Genomic DNA, 20007 nt, shown 5'->3' with positions numbered 1-20007 from the left:
CCAGAACCAGGTTGAACCTCTCCTCATGTGTCAAATAATCTCCACACTTCTTATTCTCCAAAAAGGTATTTGCTGAGACTGCTTCACAGATCAAAGATTGTTAAGGAGGATTTCTTTCGGATTGTCATGGAGAAGCCGTTCGGCAATTCTTACCGCCTGTGAAACAGTAAGAGTACTATCTCCTATCTTATCCGCAAGAACCCGGGCGATGTTTTCTCTCGCGATCTTGAGATGGCCGTAGATCGCGTCAACGATTGCATAGTCCCCGCCAAAACCGGAAATCTTGTTGAACGGTACCGCATCCAGAAAATCGCTCAAAGCGTTCCGCGCAGAAACTGGCGATATGATGTGAGACCAGCACATGTCGATGAAGACGTTTGGATAGGTCTTGGCAAGAGCCGCAGTGACTCCCCAGTAAGGATATCCTATGTGAAAGAGATCGAATTTCACGCGCGGATATTTTGAAAAGAGATTTTCTAGTAGTTCGGGATTAGAATTACTCAGTATTCCACGATTACCTTCGAGAAACCCGGTGTGAAACTGAATGAAAAGACCCCGTTCATTTGCCACGGAAAGTATGTAATGCATCACATAATCCTGCACTATTTCGGGAATCAAGAGGCCTCTGTTACGATCGGGCCTTCTTCTTCCCCTTTCTTCAAGGGCCTTACGAAATGCAGTTGCGGCATCGTCTAGACTTACTTCTTCAAATCTAATCGGCCTATGATACGCCAGAACGCTCTTCAGACCGACGATGCCGTTCGAAATATTCTCGTCTAACTCCATTTCGAAGACTTTGAGCCAGTCGTTGAGCGATCTGATTTCTACGGCGTAGGTCTCCTCCAGCCAACCTACTATATCGAATTCCGGAGGCATGGGAATTATGTAGTTTTGTGGTTGCCAGACCCTTCTGAAAAGGCTCCTGTCGCACTCGAATCGGCCCGTCCATGGATCAATTATCGCGAGTTCTATGTTACATAAATCCTTCAGGATCTCTCTCATGTGCCCCGGTCTGTTTGCCTCCCTGAATTTCTCTCCTAGCTCCTCTATTGTTGAACCCCTTATTCCGTCGATCCCGTATATCTCTCTTATCGAATCATCTAGAGCCCTAGCGTAGCCGGTGTGCCTGCAGAACTCCCAGTAATCTTCAATTAGCTTCCATCGGTAGACGAGATCTCTCTCACTATCTCTAGCGATGGCCAGAACCTCCGGGCAGAGCCCCGAAGAGATCAGGTCGGAGCTCATGTAGTGAATGAGAAACTCTTGAAGAACATCGTCGCGCCCCTGGAGCAAATCTTCAGAATGGACCAGGTGTTCATGTGTGTCGATCACCGGAACCTGCCTTATGTAATCTAGGATCTCTTTATACTCTTCCATTTTCTTTCCCGATTCCATATCTACGGATTGCTGAAGCGACGATTCTGTTAATGAGATCTTCGTAGCTCCACCCTCTGGTCTCAGCCATCTTAACGATATCGGAGTAGTCCGGTACAAGGAGAGGAAGGGAATTGACCTCCAGGAAGTAGATCTTACCTTCGTCGTCGATCTTTAAATCTATGCGACAATAGTCCTTTAGATCGAGCACCTGGAAGACTCTCATCGAAAACTCTCTTATAACTGTTTCCTCTCTCCGCGAGATCTTCGCGGGACAGATGTAATTCGTCTCGTCACCGTGAAACTGTTTCACCCTGTAGGAATAGAAGGTTTCAAGGTGATCTGGCAGTGACGAGAAATCTATCTCCATGATTGGAAGAACTTCATTGCCAACAATCCCGACGGTGAACTCCCTTCCTTCAATGAATCTCTCAACGAGAGCGGGCTGTTGAAATCTCTCGTGAATACGTGAAACCGCTCTCTGCATGTCATCAACGCTTTCCACAACCGAGTCCTCCCAGATACCCTTTGCGCCTCCTTCCTTGACGGGTTTGACGATCGCCGGACTGAACGGAAGGTTGTCGGCAGTTTCTCCGGGACGTACCGAAAAGAATTCGGGAGTGGATATTCCATAGGCCTTCATGATTAACTTTGTGAGCGTCTTGTTTATACAAAGAGCGTTGGCCGTAGTGCCCGAGCCGGTGAAGGGTATGCCCAGAAGATCCAGCACGGCCGGAAGATGGACCTGCCTCTCGGTATTGCCCATGGCGGTAGTGAGATTGAATACGAGATCAGTGCCTCTAAGTCTGCCCACAGCATCGATCTCAAATGGTCTCGAATCAACTTCGAAAATCTTCTCGAGCGAGCTCACGACACTATTGACCATCTCTTGATGATGAAGATTGAGCGGCGTGTCATGAACGACAGTAATTCTCATAACATTCCTCCTTGGTATATCTTAGCAGTATCACTAAAAAAGAATTGTACATACTCCAGATTTTTGACTTTTAAAATGAGTATCAGTGGAAGGGAAAAACCAGTCTAGAAAGTGTGTTAGACTCTTATATATGTTGCTGATAATGCGTACCGCCTTAAATCGTAACGTTTAGTATCTCTTCCCTATCGAATTCTCTGGCAACGGCAAGCGCCCTTCCTCCGTACCATATGGAAGATCTCCCCTGCGCCCTGTCTCTGCCGACAATTCCAGTCGCCATTGGATTTACAAGATATCGAATCTTCTCCCTACCTGATGTTGCTTTGATCGGCCCATCACGAAACCATATCCTCTCCTGCGTCGAGTCACTCAGTCTTCCCTTCCACAAGGCAAAGTTGCACGAAGGAACAAGAACTGTCTCACAACCTGCGGCATCCAGTTTCTCTATTTCGCTCTGAAAGAACATGTCATAGCAGATTGCAATACCAATTACTCCTATCTCCGTGTGCACGACGTTAAGCTCTTGCTGTCCTCTGGAAAAGATAATGGAGCTCTCGGCCTTGGTTAAATTGTGCTTGAAAGCCCTTGCTACAACCTTTCCCGAAGGGTTGTAGAAGTAGGCGAGGTTGTAGAGCTTATCGCCCCGGATGAATCTCCCTTTTTCCGATTCAGTGTCGATAACCGGCAGCAGGATCGAAGGCGCAAGAAGATAAGTGCCGAACTCCTTTGCAATGCCTTCGAAGACATCATGATAATAGGCTTCGATCACAAGAGCGTCCCTCAGAAAAGCCTTCTTGAAGGGATTGAAAGAAAGCCCCATGTTCTTAATCGCATATTTGACAAGAGTCTTTGCCGTCGTCTCCTCGAAGCTCAGCTTCCTGAAGGATGGGTAAAGAAAGGTCGCAAAGAACTCGGGGAAGACGACAATGTGGTTCGTTCCCTTCCATAACAGAGAAGCCTCGGCCACATAGTCTCTCATCTTTCTGCGAAATGCCTCTTCTCCAAATGAATCCTGATCAAACCAGACCTGTATTGCAGTAAAATCAGTGTCTTTCATGACGCAAGCTTAACAATAACCAGTATTAGACCAACAACCAATAAGATCGGCAAGAAGAAAGCAACAAGACCTGCTATGGCAAAAATCACTATCATTATCACTCCTACGCCGGCTACAATCATTATCAGCGCAGGGAAGAACCTAATTGCAAGATAAAGCAGGAACAATGCGCCAACAATGGCTAGAAAAGTGTTCAAGAGATCACCTCCGTTCACTAGTCATTGACAGTATAACGCATAAACTATATGATTCTCTAGGCAATGAAGCTTGCCTTGGAGAACAATCCTCCAGAACCGCCACCAGCTAATAGCTTCTACCAAAATTCCCAGCCTGGTTTTGCTTGACTCTGGAGGAACATATGATTCTGAGCATCTCACTTATAGTGATTCTCTCGATCGCAGTTCTTTCACTCTTTGAAAGAGTTCGTCCTCCCGGTCTGATAGGCCTGGTCTCCCTTGGGATAGCTTTGGGACCTGGTGGAATGAATCTCATAGACCCATCATTGCTCTCAATTTCCGATGAAGTCCGGCTGCTCGCACTGATAGTCATATTTATGCGTGCCGGTCTCGGATTGAACCGGAGAATTATCAAGAAGATAGGGCCCCTGGCTCTTCGTCTTAGTTTTCTTCCGGGCCTCTTCGAAGGTTTCTCAATTATGATAATGGCTCACTTCTTCCTGAAACTCAGCCTCATTCAAGGCGGAATGCTAGGCTTCATTATTGCGGCGGTGTCGCATGCGGTAGTAGGTCCCGAGATGCTGAGACTGAAAGAAAGGGACTTCGGAAAGAGAAACGAAATACCTTCTACAATTCTTGCGGCAGCTTCAATGGACGACGTTGTGGCCATTATACTCTTTACAGTGTTTTTGGGAATTGAAGGAGGACAGGACGTCAGTATCGGGATGTCCTTTCTTATGATACCAGTAGAGATTATTCTCGGAATATCTCTTGGGGCGCTAATTGGGTTCCTCTTCAGCTTGTTATTAAAGAGATTCCATATTAGGGGCACTAAGAAGGTTCTCTTGATCCTATCTGTTGCATTCGTTTTCCATAAACTCGAGGAAGTACTCCCTGTAGCGACTCTCCTGGGAGTGATGGCGATAGGTTTTGTGCTTCGAGAGAGACTTCCGGTAACCGCCGACACGATTGCGGGGAAGATGGAGAGAATCTGGGTTGTCGCAGAAATATTCTTATTCGTTCTGGTTGGCGCAAGTGTCAACGTACGTGCGATAGGCGACTCATGGCTTATGGGACTGCTCGTAATTCTTCTTGGACTAACATTTAGAAGCGCAGGCGTTCTGGCCGCCACTCTCGGTTCGCAAATGGATCTTCGCGAAAGGCTCTTCTGCATGATTTCCTATCTGCCAAAGGCCACAGTTCAGGCTGCAGTTGGAGGAATACCCTTAGCAATGGGAGTAGCTTACGGAGATGTGATACTCTCGGTTTCGGTACTCTCGATCCTAACAACGGCCCCTCTTGGCGCCATTGGTATAAGACTCGCTGCAAGAAGGTTTGCGAAAAACCAGTTGAGAATCCACTCAGTTTTCTCTTCGACTCTCTTTCTCGTTGTATGCAAATGTAAAAGCTGTTCTAGATTCGTCAGAAGCCTTCGGCTATCCTTTACCTAGTTACCATTTCAAGCCCAAAATAGAATTGAGTGGGTTCCCTTCAGTTTTCTTTTCTTCGCCGCGTCTTTCTGCCGGAATGATTCTGCTCGAAAAAAAATCTCTTGCATTTCTATTCGGTGATAGGGCGGGGTCACGGCTAGTAAAGAACCCACAGCAACACGATGTGAATTTTCAGAGCGGTATTCGATTTTATCGAGCGGAATTATCTTCTGAGACTACCCTTTTCTTCCAATTGACAACGACAATACCGGCCGAAACCAATACGAGGGCAAATGCCATATACGAATTTAGCGCCTCTCCCGGAATAAAGGCTGCCGAGAGAAAGACACCGGCCACCGGGATCACGAAACGAAACATAGTGATCTCACCGGCTTTGTGAAAGCTGAGAATCGCGTACCATAAGGAAAAGGCTATGGCCGAAAGAAGCATAGAATATACCAGAAGGAGATCTCCCTTGAGCGTGAAAACAAGCGAATCCCCCTTCAACCCGGGAAAGCCGGCAATCAGGAGAAGAAAGCCGCCGATCGAAAGCTGCCATCCCGACACGAGAAAGGGAGATCGCCTAGATGACATCCATTTGGCATACATGGTGCCGAATGCACCGATTGTCGCCGCGATCAACATGAATCCGTCGCCCAGAAATACGAAGCTCAGAGTAAAGCCGACTTCAAAATTTGCAAGGAAAACACCGGCGAATCCCAGTATCATCCCAATTGTCTTTTTCCAGCTCAAACGGTCATTCTTGTATATGTAATGGGCAAGAAGAATAACGAGAAAGTTCTCTCCCGCCATTATTATCGAAGACTTCATACCCGTTGTGTAGCTCAGCCCGTTATAGAAGAAGAAATATAGCAGAAAAGTCTGCAGTATCCCGAGCGCCAGCAAATGGAGGTAGTCCTTCTTCGCGAATCTCGTTCTACCCTTTCTACCAAGGGGTATTGAAAGCATAAGCACGATGATGCCGGCCCCCAGAAACCGAATTCCCGCAAAGACAAGTTTGGCTGAAACGTCGTCCGGAGCGATAGACATTTCCTCGTAACTCAGTTTCAGCACCGGAAAAGCACTGCCCCAAAGAACAGAGCAGAATACTGCGGTTAAGGCCGCCATCCACTTCTTTTTCAAAATATCCATGAAATTAGTCTACACTAAAAATGTAAGGTGAACTGCAAAATGAGTGGGGCTAAACATGAACAATCATTGAGATGGTCACGAAAATTCTTTAGTGACACCCATCATATGAAATTCAAGATCCCGGTTTACGCAGCAATAAGGGCTTCGATGATATAATGCAGCACATGCATGAAGTTAGGGAAAGCTTTGCTGAAGTGTCATTTGATATCTGTTTTGCGTCGTTTTCTGCACTAGGCAAGTAAGAACTGTGATAGTTTGCCAACACGCATAACTATGCAATCAATCCCAAAGGCTGTCTCGCAACCACAGCAAAGAGGACCCTTGTTCAGACCTCTGCAGGATTTGCAGTAAGAGTTATGAGATGCTGATTCTTTTTTACACAAGAAGATAAGATCAAGAGTATTACCAGCAGTGTGATAATCAGTATGCGCTTCGTCATGCTTATCCCCCCTCAACCGTCCAGAAAGCCCAACAACCGTTTATGATAACTGGTTTTCCTGGCGATCTGGCAGACAAATATGACCTTGAAGGTTTTCAATCGAGGGATCGGAATAGAAGAACTGGAAAAAAATAAGGCCTTTGCTGAATTTTATGATTTGACTATATCAGCACGGGAACCTCATCCAAAGAAAGCTCTTTTGAGTTTCTTATGTTTTGGAGAGCTTCTACCTTTTTATTTGGGCTTTGAAAAAGAACTACTCGGGGTTTTTCCGCCAATGAAGATACCTTCCCCTAACAAAAATACCCGGAGAGAAAATCATTTGTTTCCCTTGATGCAGTCCTGAGCTTTTCTCTACAAAGAAGGAAAGAAAATGAGCATTAAAGTCAAACGAATGCATAAGCATAAACGATACAGTTATTGGCTCTAAATTAGTTTTTGATAATCACTATCAACTGCAGTATAATGATAATGTTTCTGCCAGGTTCATCCGTTCTAGTTAATGCAGAAAAAATGTGTGTTTTGCGGCTTTAAGCCGTTTTAGTTTTCTAAAAAGCTGTCTGGGTGATTCATTGTGAAGAAGAGAGATCGCGGGGCAATAAGCGTTGCATATGCTCGCAGAAAGGAAAAGGCTTACAAATACTTTACGGCCGCAGGTGTCATAGTTGGTTTGCTTTCGATAGTTTTGATAGTCACGGCAAACCAAATGTCGACTAACATTGTGCAAGATGCCGACTCGATTAGGCCTATCTTCATCGCAGGAATAGTGTTCGCACCTATTTCGTTTTTTATCTACGTTTTTGCTTTGGTAACTTCACTGAGCGCGGGAATAAGGAATTGGAATCTCGTTCTAGGATTCCTGTCTTCCTTTCAAGCCGTAGTCTCCCTGATTTTCGCAAGAGATATCCTTCTGCTGGACTCTTCTCTGAAGCTGAGCCTCCAGACTCCCAACTGGTCGTCATGCATTCTCTGGTCAATTCTAGTAGCCTCTCTCTTGCTCACATTCTTTGTAGGAGTCTTCTCAAGGAAGAGTGTATGAATCGGTAATTTCGCCGAAGATGAGCGAATGATAGGAATTATCGCCATAGAATGTGCTGGCTATACTACCATTCAGAGCTAAAGGCGTCAACGCTTCCTTTGAAACAACGCGACACTCCAGAACTTTGTCAGCCTCATCTACTACGACTATTGAAGGTGACAACCCCTCTCGAGCAGTCAATCCGGTTTCCTTGAACTTGTCGAAATACTTTCCGCTTCTTGTTCCACAGAAGTCCAGAGCCTCCTGCCACTTTGCTGACATGAAATTGACCGAGAATCCGTCGCTGCTTCTGAAAAAATCGTGCGTGAATCTGCTCGGCCTTATCATGGCAATGAAGACAGGTCGATTCCATGTGTAACCCAGGAAACCCCAGCCAACGGTTATCAAGTTCGTTTCAACGCCATCTGTCACTCCGATCAGAACTCTCCCGTCCCTCAGGGTTTCAAGAAGCTCCGTCGAGTGCTCCGGAAAGCTGAATTCTGTCATGCTAACCTCCTGTAACAAAGACGATTAGGGTTATCCCCCCATCGCTAAATCTTCTTAAGATGATTCGAAATTTCTGTGTAATCTGGCTCAACTCTGGGATCGTCTGAAACCCATGTGTAGGAAATTTTCCCGTCTTTATTCACAATGAATACGGCTCTCTTTGAAACAGTGAGACCCCTGACGCCGGCAAAGTCCTGATGCACGCCGCCGTACTTTCCGGATACTTCTCCTCCAATATCTGAGAGAAGCTGAAAAGAAAGGGAATTTTGCTCCTTGAAAGCTTTGTTGGCAAAAGGGCTGTCCATACTTATCCCGAGAATTGTAGCGTTAAGGCTCTCAAAGTTCGCAAGAGAATCTCTGAATGTACATAGTTCCTTTTGACATACACTCGTAAACGCACCGGGGTAGAAAACCAGTACAACTTTCTTTCCTAGATATTCGTTGAGTTTGTATTCCTTAAGATCCGAACCGAATAGTGAGAAGTCTATCGCCTTTTCTCCTTTTAGTAACATCCCATGTACCTCCTAAAACCGTCTATTATTGTCATATTAATTCTAGCAGATGATTAGGTGCGATACATAGAAGAAGAAACACCATGCATCCTTCATCGACATTCCCGACCTGGCCGCATTTGCCTTCCGGCTCAGACTGAGCAATCCCGCGGCACACGGGAGCGCTCGCTTATGGCTGCTTCCTCCCGGACCTGACCAGGTTCGCAAGTTCCCGTTGCGCAGGACTCAATCCTCAACACCTTTAGACAAACCGACACCAAACCGGCAAAGCCTCAAAAGGCATTCGGCCCCGCGTATGGCGGATTTCGGGTACAGGGAACCGCCAGCTCCCCACCTAGCATGGTGTATATACATTATATATTCTGCTTTCTTAGCTTTCAAGTGATCTCTAGTTGTTCAGTCTGGTGAAGTCTATTCCAAGCACTAGAATGCTTCTGTTCGAATAGGTCCTTTTTGTGCCGGGAAGGATTATCTGTCTAACCCCGGAGGCAAGTATTCTCACTATCAGGTCGTCGGTCAAATCATTGTCAGAAGCCATTACAGAATCCCTCAAATCATGACTGCCGAAATCGTAACTCTGAAGTTCTTCGTAACTCAAACCACTTTTTAGAAGCAGACTTTCACCGTCTTTGAAAACCGAGAAATTGTTCGCCCTGTTCACGCGTGAACAATAGAGAGCGAGCCTTCCGTCTGTATCAAGGTCATACTTCTTCATCTCAAATGTGAGTTCTCTTACAAAATAGTTTCCGAAGCCCGAATACGTTTCCTTCGATAGTGTCACCGCTTCATGGACCGGTACGGTCAGTATCATGATATCTCTCTCTCTTGCAGCGCGTATGGCATCGCGGTCGAAAACGCCTCCAAAAGCTTCTACGCCATCGTCACTCAGTCTTTTCAAAGTATCACCATCGATGGCAAAGGTCGAAGCAAACATCGTATCGGGACCGCCCGTGGAAAAATCGTCCGGTACCTTGCCCGCAAAGACTTTTATGATCTTACCTTTGTCAAGGAAAAGCGAAATATTGTCGCTGTAGTAATAAAGCTCCATGAAAACATTAATGTTTCTCAGCTGAGACTTCTTGAGTCCAATGGCGGGATTACCGATCTGAACCTCATCAAGCAGACCAGGTTCCTTCGAAAGCTTTAGCAAATGAGCCTTCTGAGAGGGGTTATCCCCGTAAAGCAGCTGCATAACGTGTTCCATGACCGTATAGTCGTATTTCTCGGAAGCAAAAATCTGCGATAACGCCTTATGAATGGAAGAATTGTAAAGCAAGGCAGCGTAGATCGCCTTAAGAGCGTATCTTCTTCTTTTAAGAAGGGGAACATCTCCACAGTCCTCTAAACTGTCAATCACTTCGTCATAATCCATAGGATCGGATATGACTACAATGTCCCTGTGGTTCTTGGCGCCCGCCATCAGCAGGGCCGGTCCACTGATATCGATCTCTTTTGAGAGATTAGACTCATCCGGTGATTCCTTTACGGCGGACTCAAAAGGCTTGAGATTCATAACTATCATGTCGAAAGGCAGAATCGAATGTTCCCTCATTTCCTCAATATGGGCAGGAAGATCCTGGATCGCAAGAATTCCACCTATAATCTTTGGGTGGATAGCTTTCAGCCTTCCGTCGAATATCGAAGGAAACCCAGTGTAATCAGCGACCTTTATTGCCTCGACACCATGATCTATAAGATATTCCGCAGTGTGATCAGTGGCGATGATTTCTACACCGTTCGAAACCAGATATCCAGCGATCTTTTCCACTCTTGACTTGTCATGTACGCTGACAAAGGCACGCTTTATGTTCATCAGGCACCTCCATGTGATTAGTTTATCATCAATCAATCCCTGAGAAATCCAACCAATGATTTATAATGTTATCAGTTTGGCGTATACTTTAGTATCTCATGCCCTTGGGTCGGGCAAGGATAGCGGGGGAGTAACATGACTGAAAAAGAATTGATTCAGAAATGCGAATCTGGGGAAATTGGTTTTGTCAGGCTTCAGATAACCGATATAAACGGTATGCTGAAGAATGTGGAAGTTCCTGCAAGAATGCTGCCTACAATTCTGGAAAAGGGTGCAATGTTCGACGGATCTTCAATCGACGGCTTTGTGCGAATCGAGGAGTCCGACATGTATCTACGGCCGGATCTTTCGACTTTCGCCTTTCTTCCCTGGGACAATTGTCAGGGAAAAACTATAAGACTCATCTGTGATGTCTACAAACCTGACGGTACACCATTTGAGGGAGATCCAAGATATGTTTTGAAGAGAGTTATCCAGCGAGCCAAGAGTATGGGGTTCGAGACTTACGCCGGTCCTGAACCAGAATTCTTTATAGTCAAGAGAGACCATGACCGTGGAAAACCGATCGGAGCGTTTCTGGATACGGGAAGTTATTTCGACCTCCTTCCAGTTGACGGAGGTGAGGAGGTAAGAAAACAGATCGTGCTTTCTCTTCAGGAAATGGGGTTTGAAGTTGAGGCGGCACATCATGAGGTGGCCCCTTCACAACACGAAATTGACTTCAGATACACTGACATACTGAAGACCGCAGATAATATTCAGACATTCAAATGGGTTGTAAAGACAATAGCTATAGCCGACGGATTTCATGCCACGTTTATGCCGAAGCCCTTTTCGGGAGTCAACGGATCGGGAATGCATATCCATATGAGCCTCTTCTCGGACGGCAACAATGCCTTTTACGATTCCTCAAAAGATCACGGGTTAAGCCAAACCGCTCTGAGTTTCGTCGGGGGAATCATCTCACACGCAAAAGAGATTACCGCCGTCACAAATCCAACTATAAATAGTTATAAGAGACTTACACCTGGATACGAGGCCCCCGTGAATATCTCTTGGGCGCTGGGAAACAGGAGCGCAATGATCAGAATACCCAGCACAAGGGGAGAAGGAACAAGGCTGGAATTCAGAAGTCCCGATCCCACGTGCAATCCTTATCTTGCGTTAGCATTGACTCTTGCCGCCGGTCTGGACGGTGTTGAGAAGAGGATCGACCCGCCTAATCCAGTCGATGAGAATATTTTCAAGATGAAAGGTTCGAGAAGAAAGGAACTGATGATAGAAAACCTTCCAGGGACTCTGATCAATGCTCTTGAGTTTACCAGAAACAGCGAATTCGTGAAATCGACGCTAGGCGATCATATATTCAACACCTTTGTCAGATCAAAAGAGGGCGAATGGAGCGAATTCTGCGCTTCGGTCACCGACTGGGAGATCAGTAAGTATCTGGAGCTGTATTGAGGAAAGTCTCACCAAGAGGTTGGAAGGATAAAAGCAGTCTAACTTTTCTCGATGAATTTAGATTTTCAGTCAAATTATCCTGAAGTCAAGTGAATTCATTCGGATTTACTGAAACAGAAGTGCCCGGGCAGATTATCCGGGCACTTAAATGTCCGAAGAATCAGTGTCCGCAGGTTGAACAGCTTCCGCCGGAGCATGAGCCGCAGCTATCGGAACTCGAGGATGATCCGAAGCTCGAAATATTAGTTATCTGCTTTGAGAGAATCCCCCCGCATTTTTCACAGGGAGGCACCGTAGCGCTCATTCCCAAAAGAAGACTCTCTTCGTGACCACATTTTTCGCAGACAAACCTGTATAAGGGCAAAAGAATCACCTCCGTAATTATTCAGAAGCCACATCGATCTCATCTATTAAGACCGAAGGAGAACTCACACGATAGATAGATGAAACCGAGTCGCTGCCAACTTCTAAAATGCCACTATAGACCTTCAATATGTTCGAAGATATCGTAAATTGCTCTATGGGATTACTTATCTTCCCGTCCTTCACGAAAAAGCCGCTCGCTCCAAGCGAAAATTCGCCCGAAACCTGATTCGTGCCGGAATGAAGACCGGTAAGATCAGTGACCAGAATGCCTTCGCCCATACTTTCGAGGAGTGCATCGAAACTCAAGTCTCCCGATCTAACAACAGTGTTCACTGGGGCTATTGAAGGCTTTGATCTGTAAGTACCCCTTACGGAGTTCCCCGTGGACTTCGTACCGTCTTTCGCGGCCGTTCTCAAGTCATACAGGAAAGTCTTCAACTCGCCTTTCTCAACAAGCGCTTTTTTACGCGTCGGCACTCCTTCGTCGTCAAATGGCTTACTGTAAGGACTCTCGGAAAGGAAGGGATCATCGTACACCGTAAGCTTGCTTGATCCAATTACGGTCCCCATTTTTCCTTTCAAGACGGAAAGGCCTCTTTGAACGTTGTCCGCCGAGTACATAGAGGTGAAAGTTCCGAAAAGCTGCCCGAAAACGTCGTTCCTGAAAACGACTCTGTACTTTCCACTCTTCACATTTCTCGCGCCAAGTTGATCTATGGCTCTTTTTGAAGCCTCTTCAGCGACTCCTTTCACATCCAGCTCTTCAGGCGTTCTGACAAGAGAGAAACTGAAACCCGTCTTCTTGGATTTCTCATCGCCTGCAAGACTCACGACAACTGCAAATCCGCCGTCGCTCTTGTACCGCCTATTCAGTCCAAGTGTATTGATTATGGTTACTTCCGACCAGGTATCGGCAGTCCTGCATGTCGGAACCATCACGATCCTTTTGTCGTATTCGAGAGCCAGCTTCTCCAGAGATACCACGGTATCGATCTTTTCCTTCACGGTCTTTTTCTGGAAGGCTCCTGAATAACCTTCAAAGTCACGGTACTCACCAGTTCCGTCATGGAAGATATAGACATCCTCTCCGCTCGCTATTGAGCAGTTCTCAAAAGCCTCTTCGACCAGCAGTGTCGCCGCCTCTTCGCTTAGAATCTCTGAAAATGCCGTGCCGATCTTTCCGTTCTTGAGGCCTCTGAAGTAAACCTCTATCGAACTGGCATCCGTGTATGAATCGATTTCTCCGTTCAGAGAGCTTAACTGAAATTCTCCACCTTTCGAGTAATAGATCTCGGCTTCATCAAAGCCCTTTTCTTTGGAGATTTTGAAAGCCTTGTCGGCAAAGGTATTGAAATCCATCAATTTCGCCCCCCAACAATCAGTTCAGACACTCTTACGGTTGGCTGGCCCACATCGGCCGGGATCGAACCCGAGATCGACCCGCACATACCCTGCCCCCGTTCGAGATCGTTGCCAACCATATCAATCTTCGTAAGGACCTCATTGCCCTTTCCGATAAGTGTCGCACCCCTTACCGCTCTGGTTATCCTTCCCTTCTCTATCATGTATCCTTCCTTTACCGCAAAGTTGAATTCACCCGTGGAAGGCATAACCGATCCCCCGCCGAGAGACTTCGCGTAGAGACCGTAGTCTGTGGCAGCTATTATCTCCTCGGGATAGTACTCTCCGGGAAGAAGGAACGTATTGCTCATTCTCGATGTCGGCGCAAACGTGTAATCCTGTCTTCTTGCGCTTCCAGTAGGTTTCATTTTCATCTTTATTCCACCAAGGCGATCGATCATGTAGCTTTTTAGAACTCCTTTATCGATCAGTAAGTTTCTCCTTGTCGGAGTACCTTCATCGTCAACATTTGCCGATCCCCAGGCATTGGGAATTGTTGGATCGTCTACAGCAGACACACATTCATTTGCTATCTTCTGACCGAGCTTACCGGCAAATACAGATGCGCCTTTGGCTACTCCCGTAGCTTCGAGCGCATGGCCGCAGGCCTCGTGGAATATTACTCCTCCAAACTCGTTGGAGATTATCACGGGCATTCGTCCAGCAGGAACAAACTCCGCCCTTACCATTCTGTCTGCGATTCTTGCGGCCCTTTCTCCGGCGGCCCTGGGATCGACCATATTAAAGAACTCAAAGCCCATTGCTGCTCCCGGTCCGTAGAAACCACTTTCCATTTGTCCGTCTTTTGTGGCGACAGCCGATATCGCTAGTCTCGTCCTTACACGGCGATCATGCGCCTTCACGCCTTCGGAATTGTAGATCCAGACGTTCTGATCGTATTCAACGAAATTCACGACAACCTGAGATATTGTCGAAGCGAAGGTCGATGCTCCTTCATGGGCAAGTTGCATAACTCTTACCTTCTCTTTTTTCGGTACATTATTCGGTGAAAAGAGAACTGGACAGACGTCAACAAACTCTTCATTTCTAAAATCAATAACTGAATCCGCGACCCTATCCTGACTTATAACGGCCCTCAGCCTTTCTGCAACTTTCGTGAGACCATCGAGCGAAAGTTCATTTGTGTAAGCATAGATGCTTCTAGTACCTTTAAAGGCACGTAACCCCGCTCCGAATAATTTCCCCGACACGCTACCTTCTACTTCACCTTGAACCATGTTTATACTTCCCGTATATCTCTCTTCCAAAAAGATCTCTGCAAAATCCGCTCCGCCAGACAGTATCTTGTTGATAACTGCGGAGTATGCTTCATCTGAATGCATGATGCACCTCCAATCTTGTTAGGTATTCTTACAATTCTACAACATTTTCGAGATTGAGGTCTTAACAAAGGAAATGAAATATAAGGTTAGGTGGAATTTCTCCTTCTGGATCTCCTGGGAACTCCAAAAATCGGTCTGCCGGCGAGATTTCTAAGAACAAACCTAATCGCAATGGCACCTATGACTACGGCTCCTCCAATCATGGGAAGCCTACCGGGAATCTCTCCCATGAACAAAAAGACCCAAACGGGACTGAGAATGGGCTCAATCATGAGAATCAAAATGGCCTCGAGGGCTGTGGAATGTTTGATTGCCTCAGAGTAGAAAACATACGATAATCCCAGTTGTGCCACGCCCAAAATAAAGAGGCTGATCCATCCGGAAGGACTCGGTAGAGATCCCACAATGAAAGGCACTCCGATCGCAGCCGTCAGTATGTTCCCCAGAAGCACTGACTCCAAAGGCGAACCATCCTTCTGAAGTCTCATGAAGATGTTGAAAAGAGCGAAGGTAACTCCACTTGCAACCGCCAGAATATTTCCCGCCATTCCCCTGCTGTCCAGGCTTTCAAAGAAGAAGAGGGCCATACCGCCAAATACCGCAATAATGGTGATCCAGTCGAGAAGCTTCGCCCTCTCCTTCAATATCCATACACTCAACAGAGCAACATATATAGGCGCAGTCGATTGAAGCAGAATAGCATTTGCAGCCGTTGTCATCTTGTTTGCCGAAACAAAGAGAATCACCGTGGCCGAGTAAGAGAGAGCAGAGGCTATCTGTGGCAGGGACCATGTGAATTTCGGTCTTCCAAGGGCAACGAGTATTACCAGGGATGCAATCATGCTCCTGATCCCCGATATCGCAAGAGGATTTGAGTCGACGTTCTTGATCAAGAGACCTCCGGTGCTCCAAAGAAGACCGGTAAGAATCAATAAGATCACAGACTTTGTTCCAGAAGACTTCTCTTTACTCCGGTTCATAATTCACCTGCCGATTCTGCTTCAATCCCCATGGAAGAAGAATACATCAGATGATAGCAGTAGACAAGCATCCGACCGTTAAGAGAAAGCGAGGTTAGAGGTTAGTCGTCAGAGGTTGGAAGAGCAGAAAATTAGTTGCAAGATGCAAGTTCCAAGTTGCAAGAATAAGAACCAAAACCTGAACGCTAGACCTAGATGCTGAAACAAGTTCAAAGAAAGACGAGGTTAGAGGTTAGTCGTCAGAGGTTGGAAGAGCAGAAAATTAGTTGCAAGATGCAAGTTCCAAGTTGCAAGAATAAGAACCAAAACCAGAATGCTAGACCTGGATGCTGAAACAAGTTCAGACGAATTATTTCGCTTTCGGAATCAGCAAAGGCTGTCATTCCAATCTCGCCTTCTCGCGTGTCTCTCACGTTGTCATCCCGGACTTGATCCGGGATCTGCACTTCTGAAGAAGACGTGGCTTGGGGTGGCGGGTTGGGGGTTGGAAGAGCAAGAGAAACGGTTGACCGTTGAGCGGTTCTCCGTTCTCAGAAAAGAACGGTTGCAAGTTCCTAGATGCAAGTTGTGAGAAGAAGAAAGAAAACCTTTTTCTTAAGGGCTATTAAGTAAGCTCGTTACTGACATTCAACAAGAGAGCATCGAGATTCTGAATCAAGTTCAGATACTCTAAGTTGTCAAGTATAGAATTAGGAAAATTATGAGAGTGAAAGGTCAAATGGAACGTTATTTTTCAAAAGTTGGTAGACCATTTCAGCTGCAGCTCTTGCAGTTGCTATTAGGGCCACCTTATTTTTCACCCCCCTCTTTTTCATCTTCTCGTATTTGTTCCTGTACTTTTCAGTGTTTTTGATCAAGCTTTTAGCTAACTGGTAGAAGGTTCTTCGTAGATGTTTGTTACCCTTCTTAGAAATTGAGAGGCCGCGAGTCATGTTACCACTCTGCTTAATAACAGGATCAAGGCCTATGTACGATACAAAGGCTTTCCCAGAAGAGAATCTGTCTATGTCGCCTACTTCAGATACGATTTCGGCTTCCGTGACTTCAGCAATACCTGGTATGGTTCTTAGGGGATTGTCAGGGAACTTCTCAAGAAACTTCTTTATTTCCTCATTCAGGGCTTCCACGTGGTCTTTGAGAAGCTTAATTTCAGCTATGAATGTGCTGGTAATCGTTGAGTAGGTTCCAAAGGTATCTGGCTTGCCTATTGAGTCTTTGAGTGAATCGATAACCTCTCTCGCTTTCTTTTCACTCCAGTTTCTGTGAGAGCTGAGCAATTTGACTGCATCTTCCTCGTTGTCAAGTATCTCTTCTCTGGATGGATATACACTCAACAGATGCAACAGCACAGGTGAACTAACGGATCTGAAGGTCTTAAGAAGCTCAGGCATATGAATCTTCAATTTGCTCTTCAGTTTCCTTTGAAGATCAGAACAGTTTGCTACTACAGTGCTTCTCACCCTAACCAAGTCCCTGAATGCTGACATCTCTTCCTCTGGTACTTGAGAAACGCTCAGCAGATCGAATATCCTGTACATTGCAACCGCTATGCTTTTTGCATCTTTCTTGTCTGTCTTTGACCTGCTCATAGCCTTCATGAATTTGCTAAGGGTATACGGATCGAGAAGCTGTACGTCTATCCCTTTGCTCCTAAGAAATCCGTACAAGTTGCTGTGATACGAACCCGTCGCTTCCATTCCGACTTGTTTCTCGTCCTTGTAAGTATTTAGCTTCTTTAGAAATTCCCTAAAACCTTCCTTGTCTTGTTTGTACTTCATGCTTTTCATTTTCTTCTTCTCTGGTAAATAGAAACAAGCGTCAAAACTTTCACTGGATATGTCCACTCCTACATACAACATGAGGGTTCCTCCTTTCACAACCTCGTACAAGGTGCGGTCTTTTCGACCATTACTCTCAATCGTGTTAAGAAGGATGCCCAATCTGAACTACAGGCTCTAAGCCTACGCATGACGACTGGCTACTCCCTCTACCCTCATTCTATACTCTCTCTCTTTTGACAATACACGAGCATGACGCGAAGGGCAGGTATCGATTACAGGGTATGGGGTCTCGTGAAGAAAACCGGCAATCAATTCAGGGTTTCAATGCAACTGGGGTTGCCTCTCTGGTACAAATTCTACGGTCTCGTCTTCTGCGGTATATTCCATTACATCACGGACGGGCGTTTTCTGAGAAAGTCGAAATCGTGTATGGAGAGATCTACGAAGACGCCTCCGCTCTTTGCAATATCGGCGAACCAGTTGTCTATACCGTGAGAGGGAAAGGAACCTCCCCTGTAAAGCCTTGCCATTACAATTTCACCCACGTCTCCGGCGGCAGCTAGTTCCTTCACTCTTATATACTGCGGAAAGAAGCGTACGACGTGGCCCACCATGAATTTTCTGCCGCCCTGTCTATTGCCCTTGCGTCTTCAAGAGTTAGCGCCATGGGCTTTTCGCAGAAGACGTGCTTGCCGGCCCTGAGCGCCCTGACGTCAAGTTCCCTGTGCGTGAATGTCGGCGTGCAGATATCTACAATGTCTACACTGCTGTTTTCCAGAATCTCCTCAAAGCTGGCGACGGTTGCTCCGTATTTTTCGGAGATCGTCTTCGCCCTGCTTTCGATTGATCGACTATCCAGGGGGGATTTCTTTTATCGATGGCCCAGTGGGCCCCCGCATGGACTTTCCCATCATCCCCGATCCAAGTATCGCTATAGAGTGCAAACCGTATCTACCGGGATTTTCCGTTATGTCAAGCCAGTTGTTTGAAGAATACAGGCTTCATGGTATTCGTGGAACGGAAATCTAGAGCTTCTTCACATTCATGTCCATGATCGTAAGCTTCGCGTTCTCAATTCCAAGAAAGTCTTCACTTGAAACGCCACGGAAGTCCTTGCCCAGCATGTCGAAGATGTGTGAACTTAAGCTCAGTTCCGGAAGCCTTCCAATGAATCTGTCTCCATCAAAGAGAAAGGCCAATTGTGCTGGGGTCGCGAATCGACCGTCCTGAGTGAAGTCACCTCCGCTCGCGATTAAAATGAATATGGCCTTCTGACCGTCAAGAAGTTGCTTTGCGGTTTTGTGTGATTCTGCGAATTTGAGCATCGGCATCCCTAACTCAGGCAGACCATCGTACTCCCCTCCTGCAGAACCGGTATGGGTAAGATTGAAGGTGGCAGCAGTCTTTTTGTCCGTATATGGAGAGATTACTACTCCGTCCTCTATCAACGCAAATCTATCGGAGTCGTTTACGGTTCCTTCCTTGTCAAAAAAGGGTTCAAAGAAACCATCTTCCACATTGCGCGTCTGGAAAAGAGTGACTTTGTCGGAGAAGACTTTTTTGCCGATCTTCCCCGAAAGAAGTGATCCGCCCGAGCCGAAAAGCATACCGTTTAGAGACTCGTAGAGTTTCTTGTAGTACGTCATATCATCTGACCTGAAGACTACCGGATAAACTCCTTCTTCTATGTCAGGCAATTGGTTCATGTATGCATCACAAATCATATTAGTCAGCCCGATAAAGGAGTCTTTATGGAACTTCCTTCCTTCGTATCCCGTCATCGCATCGATGATGTTCGATGATTTCTTGTCCTTTATTACTAGTTCGAGACTTATGAATTCGCGAGATGATTTCAAGTCAAGACCGAGATCGTTCTGCATGGAAGACTCGACTCTCGCAGATTTGAACAAGTGGCTAAAACTAAAATGAGGTTGGTCTCTTCTCAGTTTCTGGAGAATTTCTTCTGTAGCTTCAAGCAATTCTTCTTCGCCCTGGAGATCTGACCGGTGGCGTTCTTCTCTCACGAGCTCTCTTGAAGCCTCGTAGGGATAAGGAATCGCAAGCTTCAACGATTCTTTTGCCTTTGCCACGAGTTCTTCTTCATTACACTCTCCAAGCGCACCGGCAACCCCCATTGACTTGCCATCGTATAGTCGAATCGACGTGCGAAGAATGTCTTTCTTCCTTACAGAACTGACCTGTGTTTGAACTATCTTTACTGCATTTTCTGTATAATGAACAACATATCTTTCCTTCGTCATAT

19 protein-coding genes, 1 other RNA gene and 1 riboswitch are annotated in these 20007 nt (G+C 46.1%); of the genes, 3 read left to right on the top strand and 17 right to left on the bottom strand.

The window, feature by feature from the left end; translation table 11 throughout:
• Positions 1-90: 90 nt before the first annotated feature.
• The 4 genes from THEBA_RS00415 to THEBA_RS00400 form a co-directional block, all read right to left on the bottom strand.
• On the bottom strand, positions 91-1377 hold the full coding sequence (locus THEBA_RS00415) for an amidohydrolase family protein (RefSeq protein ID WP_014729985.1): 1287 nt from the start codon (positions 1375-1377) through the stop codon (positions 91-93).
• Positions 1364-2311, bottom strand: coding sequence for a D-alanine--D-alanine ligase family protein (locus THEBA_RS00410; protein WP_014729984.1), 948 nt, complete (start codon positions 2309-2311; stop codon positions 1364-1366). Before THEBA_RS00410 ends, THEBA_RS00415 begins: the two co-directional genes overlap by 14 nt.
• A gap of 154 nt (positions 2312-2465) precedes the next feature.
• The gene (locus THEBA_RS00405) at positions 2466-3365 is read right to left on the bottom strand and encodes a nitrilase-related carbon-nitrogen hydrolase (protein ID WP_014729983.1); all 900 of its coding nucleotides are present in this window, start codon (positions 3363-3365) and stop codon (positions 2466-2468) included.
• Positions 3362-3562 carry a hypothetical protein gene (locus THEBA_RS00400; protein ID WP_014729982.1) on the bottom strand — a complete coding sequence of 67 codons (201 nt, stop codon included), beginning with the start codon at positions 3560-3562 and terminating at the stop codon, positions 3362-3364. Before THEBA_RS00400 ends, THEBA_RS00405 begins: the two co-directional genes overlap by 4 nt.
• 50 nt (positions 3563-3612) lie before the next feature.
• A riboswitch (Fluoride riboswitch) is annotated at positions 3613-3688 on the top strand.
• A 35-nt stretch (positions 3689-3723) separates the two neighbouring features.
• Between THEBA_RS00400 and THEBA_RS00395 the strand changes: the two genes are divergently transcribed.
• Positions 3724-4992, top strand: a complete 1269-nt coding sequence (locus THEBA_RS00395) for a cation:proton antiporter (RefSeq protein WP_014729981.1) — start codon at positions 3724-3726, stop codon at positions 4990-4992.
• A gap of 189 nt (positions 4993-5181) precedes the next feature.
• On the opposite strand, the gene THEBA_RS00390 is transcribed toward THEBA_RS00395, so the two are convergent.
• Complete coding sequence (locus THEBA_RS00390; protein ID WP_269078289.1) at positions 5182-6099, bottom strand: DMT family transporter; 918 nt, start codon at positions 6097-6099, stop codon at positions 5182-5184.
• Positions 6100-7136: 1037 nt separating this feature from the next.
• On the opposite strand from THEBA_RS00390, the gene THEBA_RS00385 reads away from it, so the two are divergent.
• Positions 7137-7601 (top strand): hypothetical protein, encoded by a 465-nt coding sequence (locus THEBA_RS00385; RefSeq protein ID WP_014729979.1) that lies wholly within the window; start codon positions 7137-7139, stop codon positions 7599-7601.
• Here the strand turns inward: THEBA_RS00385 and THEBA_RS00380 are convergent.
• The 4 genes from THEBA_RS00380 to THEBA_RS00370 all read right to left on the bottom strand — a co-directional run bounded on the left by THEBA_RS00380 (position 7584) and on the right by THEBA_RS00370 (position 10412).
• Positions 7584-8087, bottom strand: a complete 504-nt coding sequence (locus tag THEBA_RS00380; protein WP_006490088.1) for a flavin reductase family protein — start codon at positions 8085-8087, stop codon at positions 7584-7586. The genes THEBA_RS00385 and THEBA_RS00380 overlap by 18 nt on opposite strands.
• Positions 8088-8131: 44 nt before the next feature.
• Positions 8132-8599 (bottom strand): peroxiredoxin, encoded by a 468-nt coding sequence (locus tag THEBA_RS00375; protein ID WP_014729978.1) that lies wholly within the window; start codon positions 8597-8599, stop codon positions 8132-8134.
• An 81-nt stretch (positions 8600-8680) separates the two neighbouring features.
• An RNA gene (gene ffs / locus THEBA_RS13945) (signal recognition particle sRNA large type) lies at positions 8681-8942 on the bottom strand.
• Between the two features lie 45 nt (positions 8943-8987).
• Positions 8988-10412, bottom strand: coding sequence for an AICAR transformylase/IMP cyclohydrolase PurH (locus tag THEBA_RS00370; protein ID WP_014729977.1), 1425 nt, complete (start codon positions 10410-10412; stop codon positions 8988-8990).
• 135 nt (positions 10413-10547) lie between these two features.
• Here THEBA_RS00370 and glnA point away from each other — a divergent pair, with 135 nt between their 5' ends.
• Complete coding sequence (gene glnA / locus THEBA_RS00365) at positions 10548-11873, top strand: type I glutamate--ammonia ligase (RefSeq protein WP_014729976.1); 1326 nt, start codon at positions 10548-10550, stop codon at positions 11871-11873.
• Positions 11874-12033: 160 nt separating this feature from the next.
• Here glnA and THEBA_RS14925 read toward each other — a convergent pair whose 3' ends face one another.
• The 8 genes from THEBA_RS14925 to THEBA_RS00325 form a co-directional block, all read right to left on the bottom strand.
• On the bottom strand, positions 12034-12246 hold the full coding sequence (locus THEBA_RS14925) for an FmdB family zinc ribbon protein (RefSeq protein WP_373561615.1): 213 nt from the start codon (positions 12244-12246) through the stop codon (positions 12034-12036).
• 8 nt (positions 12247-12254) lie between these two features.
• Positions 12255-13598, bottom strand: coding sequence for a TldD/PmbA family protein (locus tag THEBA_RS00355; protein ID WP_014729975.1), 1344 nt, complete (start codon positions 13596-13598; stop codon positions 12255-12257).
• Positions 13598-14983 carry a TldD/PmbA family protein gene (locus THEBA_RS00350; protein ID WP_014729974.1) on the bottom strand — a complete coding sequence of 462 codons (1386 nt, stop codon included), beginning with the start codon at positions 14981-14983 and terminating at the stop codon, positions 13598-13600. Before THEBA_RS00350 ends, THEBA_RS00355 begins: the two co-directional genes overlap by 1 nt.
• Before the next feature lie 86 nt (positions 14984-15069).
• Positions 15070-15963, bottom strand: coding sequence for a DMT family transporter (locus THEBA_RS00345; protein ID WP_014729973.1), 894 nt, complete (start codon positions 15961-15963; stop codon positions 15070-15072).
• Between the two features lie 698 nt (positions 15964-16661).
• Positions 16662-17822, bottom strand: coding sequence for an IS110 family RNA-guided transposase (locus THEBA_RS00335; protein WP_014729972.1), 1161 nt, complete (start codon positions 17820-17822; stop codon positions 16662-16664).
• 308 nt (positions 17823-18130) lie between these two features.
• Complete coding sequence (locus THEBA_RS14605) at positions 18131-18316, bottom strand: Gfo/Idh/MocA family protein (protein ID WP_236609178.1); 186 nt, start codon at positions 18314-18316, stop codon at positions 18131-18133.
• A gap of 2 nt (positions 18317-18318) precedes the next feature.
• Positions 18319-18525 carry a Gfo/Idh/MocA family protein gene (locus tag THEBA_RS14600; RefSeq protein ID WP_236609267.1) on the bottom strand — a complete coding sequence of 69 codons (207 nt, stop codon included), beginning with the start codon at positions 18523-18525 and terminating at the stop codon, positions 18319-18321.
• 244 nt (positions 18526-18769) lie between these two features.
• Entirely contained in the window at positions 18770-20005 is a 1236-nt protein-coding gene (locus THEBA_RS00325; protein WP_014729971.1) for a metallopeptidase TldD-related protein, read from the bottom strand.
• Positions 20006-20007 lie beyond the last annotated feature (2 nt).

Source organism: Mesotoga prima MesG1.Ag.4.2 (assembly GCF_000147715.2).
Classification (GTDB): domain Bacteria; phylum Thermotogota; class Thermotogae; order Petrotogales; family Kosmotogaceae; genus Mesotoga; species Mesotoga prima.
Note: the sequence above shows the minus strand (reverse complement) of the source record. Positions and strands in the feature narration are given on the sequence as shown.

Bases quoted from the DNA above. Each gene is read 5' to 3' on its own strand.
- THEBA_RS00415 (WP_014729985.1), bottom strand. From the start codon at position 1,377: ATGGAAGAGTATAAAGAGATCCTAGATTACATAAGGCAGGTTCCGGTG.
- THEBA_RS00410 (WP_014729984.1), bottom strand. From the start codon at position 2,311: ATGAGAATTACTGTCGTTCATGACACGCCGCTCAATCTTCATCATCAA.
- THEBA_RS00405 (WP_014729983.1), bottom strand. From the start codon at position 3,365: ATGAAAGACACTGATTTTACTGCAATACAGGTCTGGTTTGATCAGGAT.
- THEBA_RS00395 (WP_014729981.1), top strand. From the start codon at position 3,724: ATGATTCTGAGCATCTCACTTATAGTGATTCTCTCGATCGCAGTTCTT.
- THEBA_RS00390 (WP_269078289.1), bottom strand. From the start codon at position 6,099: ATGGCGGCCTTAACCGCAGTATTCTGCTCTGTTCTTTGGGGCAGTGCT.
- THEBA_RS00380 (WP_006490088.1), bottom strand. From the start codon at position 8,087: ATGACAGAATTCAGCTTTCCGGAGCACTCGACGGAGCTTCTTGAAACC.
- THEBA_RS00375 (WP_014729978.1), bottom strand. From the start codon at position 8,599: ATGTTACTAAAAGGAGAAAAGGCGATAGACTTCTCACTATTCGGTTCG.
- THEBA_RS00370 (WP_014729977.1), bottom strand. From the start codon at position 10,412: ATGAACATAAAGCGTGCCTTTGTCAGCGTACATGACAAGTCAAGAGTG.
- glnA (WP_014729976.1), top strand. From the start codon at position 10,548: ATGACTGAAAAAGAATTGATTCAGAAATGCGAATCTGGGGAAATTGGT.
- THEBA_RS00355 (WP_014729975.1), bottom strand. From the start codon at position 13,598: ATGGATTTCAATACCTTTGCCGACAAGGCTTTCAAAATCTCCAAAGAA.
- THEBA_RS00350 (WP_014729974.1), bottom strand. From the start codon at position 14,983: ATGCATTCAGATGAAGCATACTCCGCAGTTATCAACAAGATACTGTCT.
- THEBA_RS00345 (WP_014729973.1), bottom strand. From the start codon at position 15,963: ATGAACCGGAGTAAAGAGAAGTCTTCTGGAACAAAGTCTGTGATCTTA.
- THEBA_RS00335 (WP_014729972.1), bottom strand. From the start codon at position 17,822: ATGTTGTATGTAGGAGTGGACATATCCAGTGAAAGTTTTGACGCTTGT.
- THEBA_RS00325 (WP_014729971.1), bottom strand. From the start codon at position 20,005: ATGACGAAGGAAAGATATGTTGTTCATTATACAGAAAATGCAGTAAAG.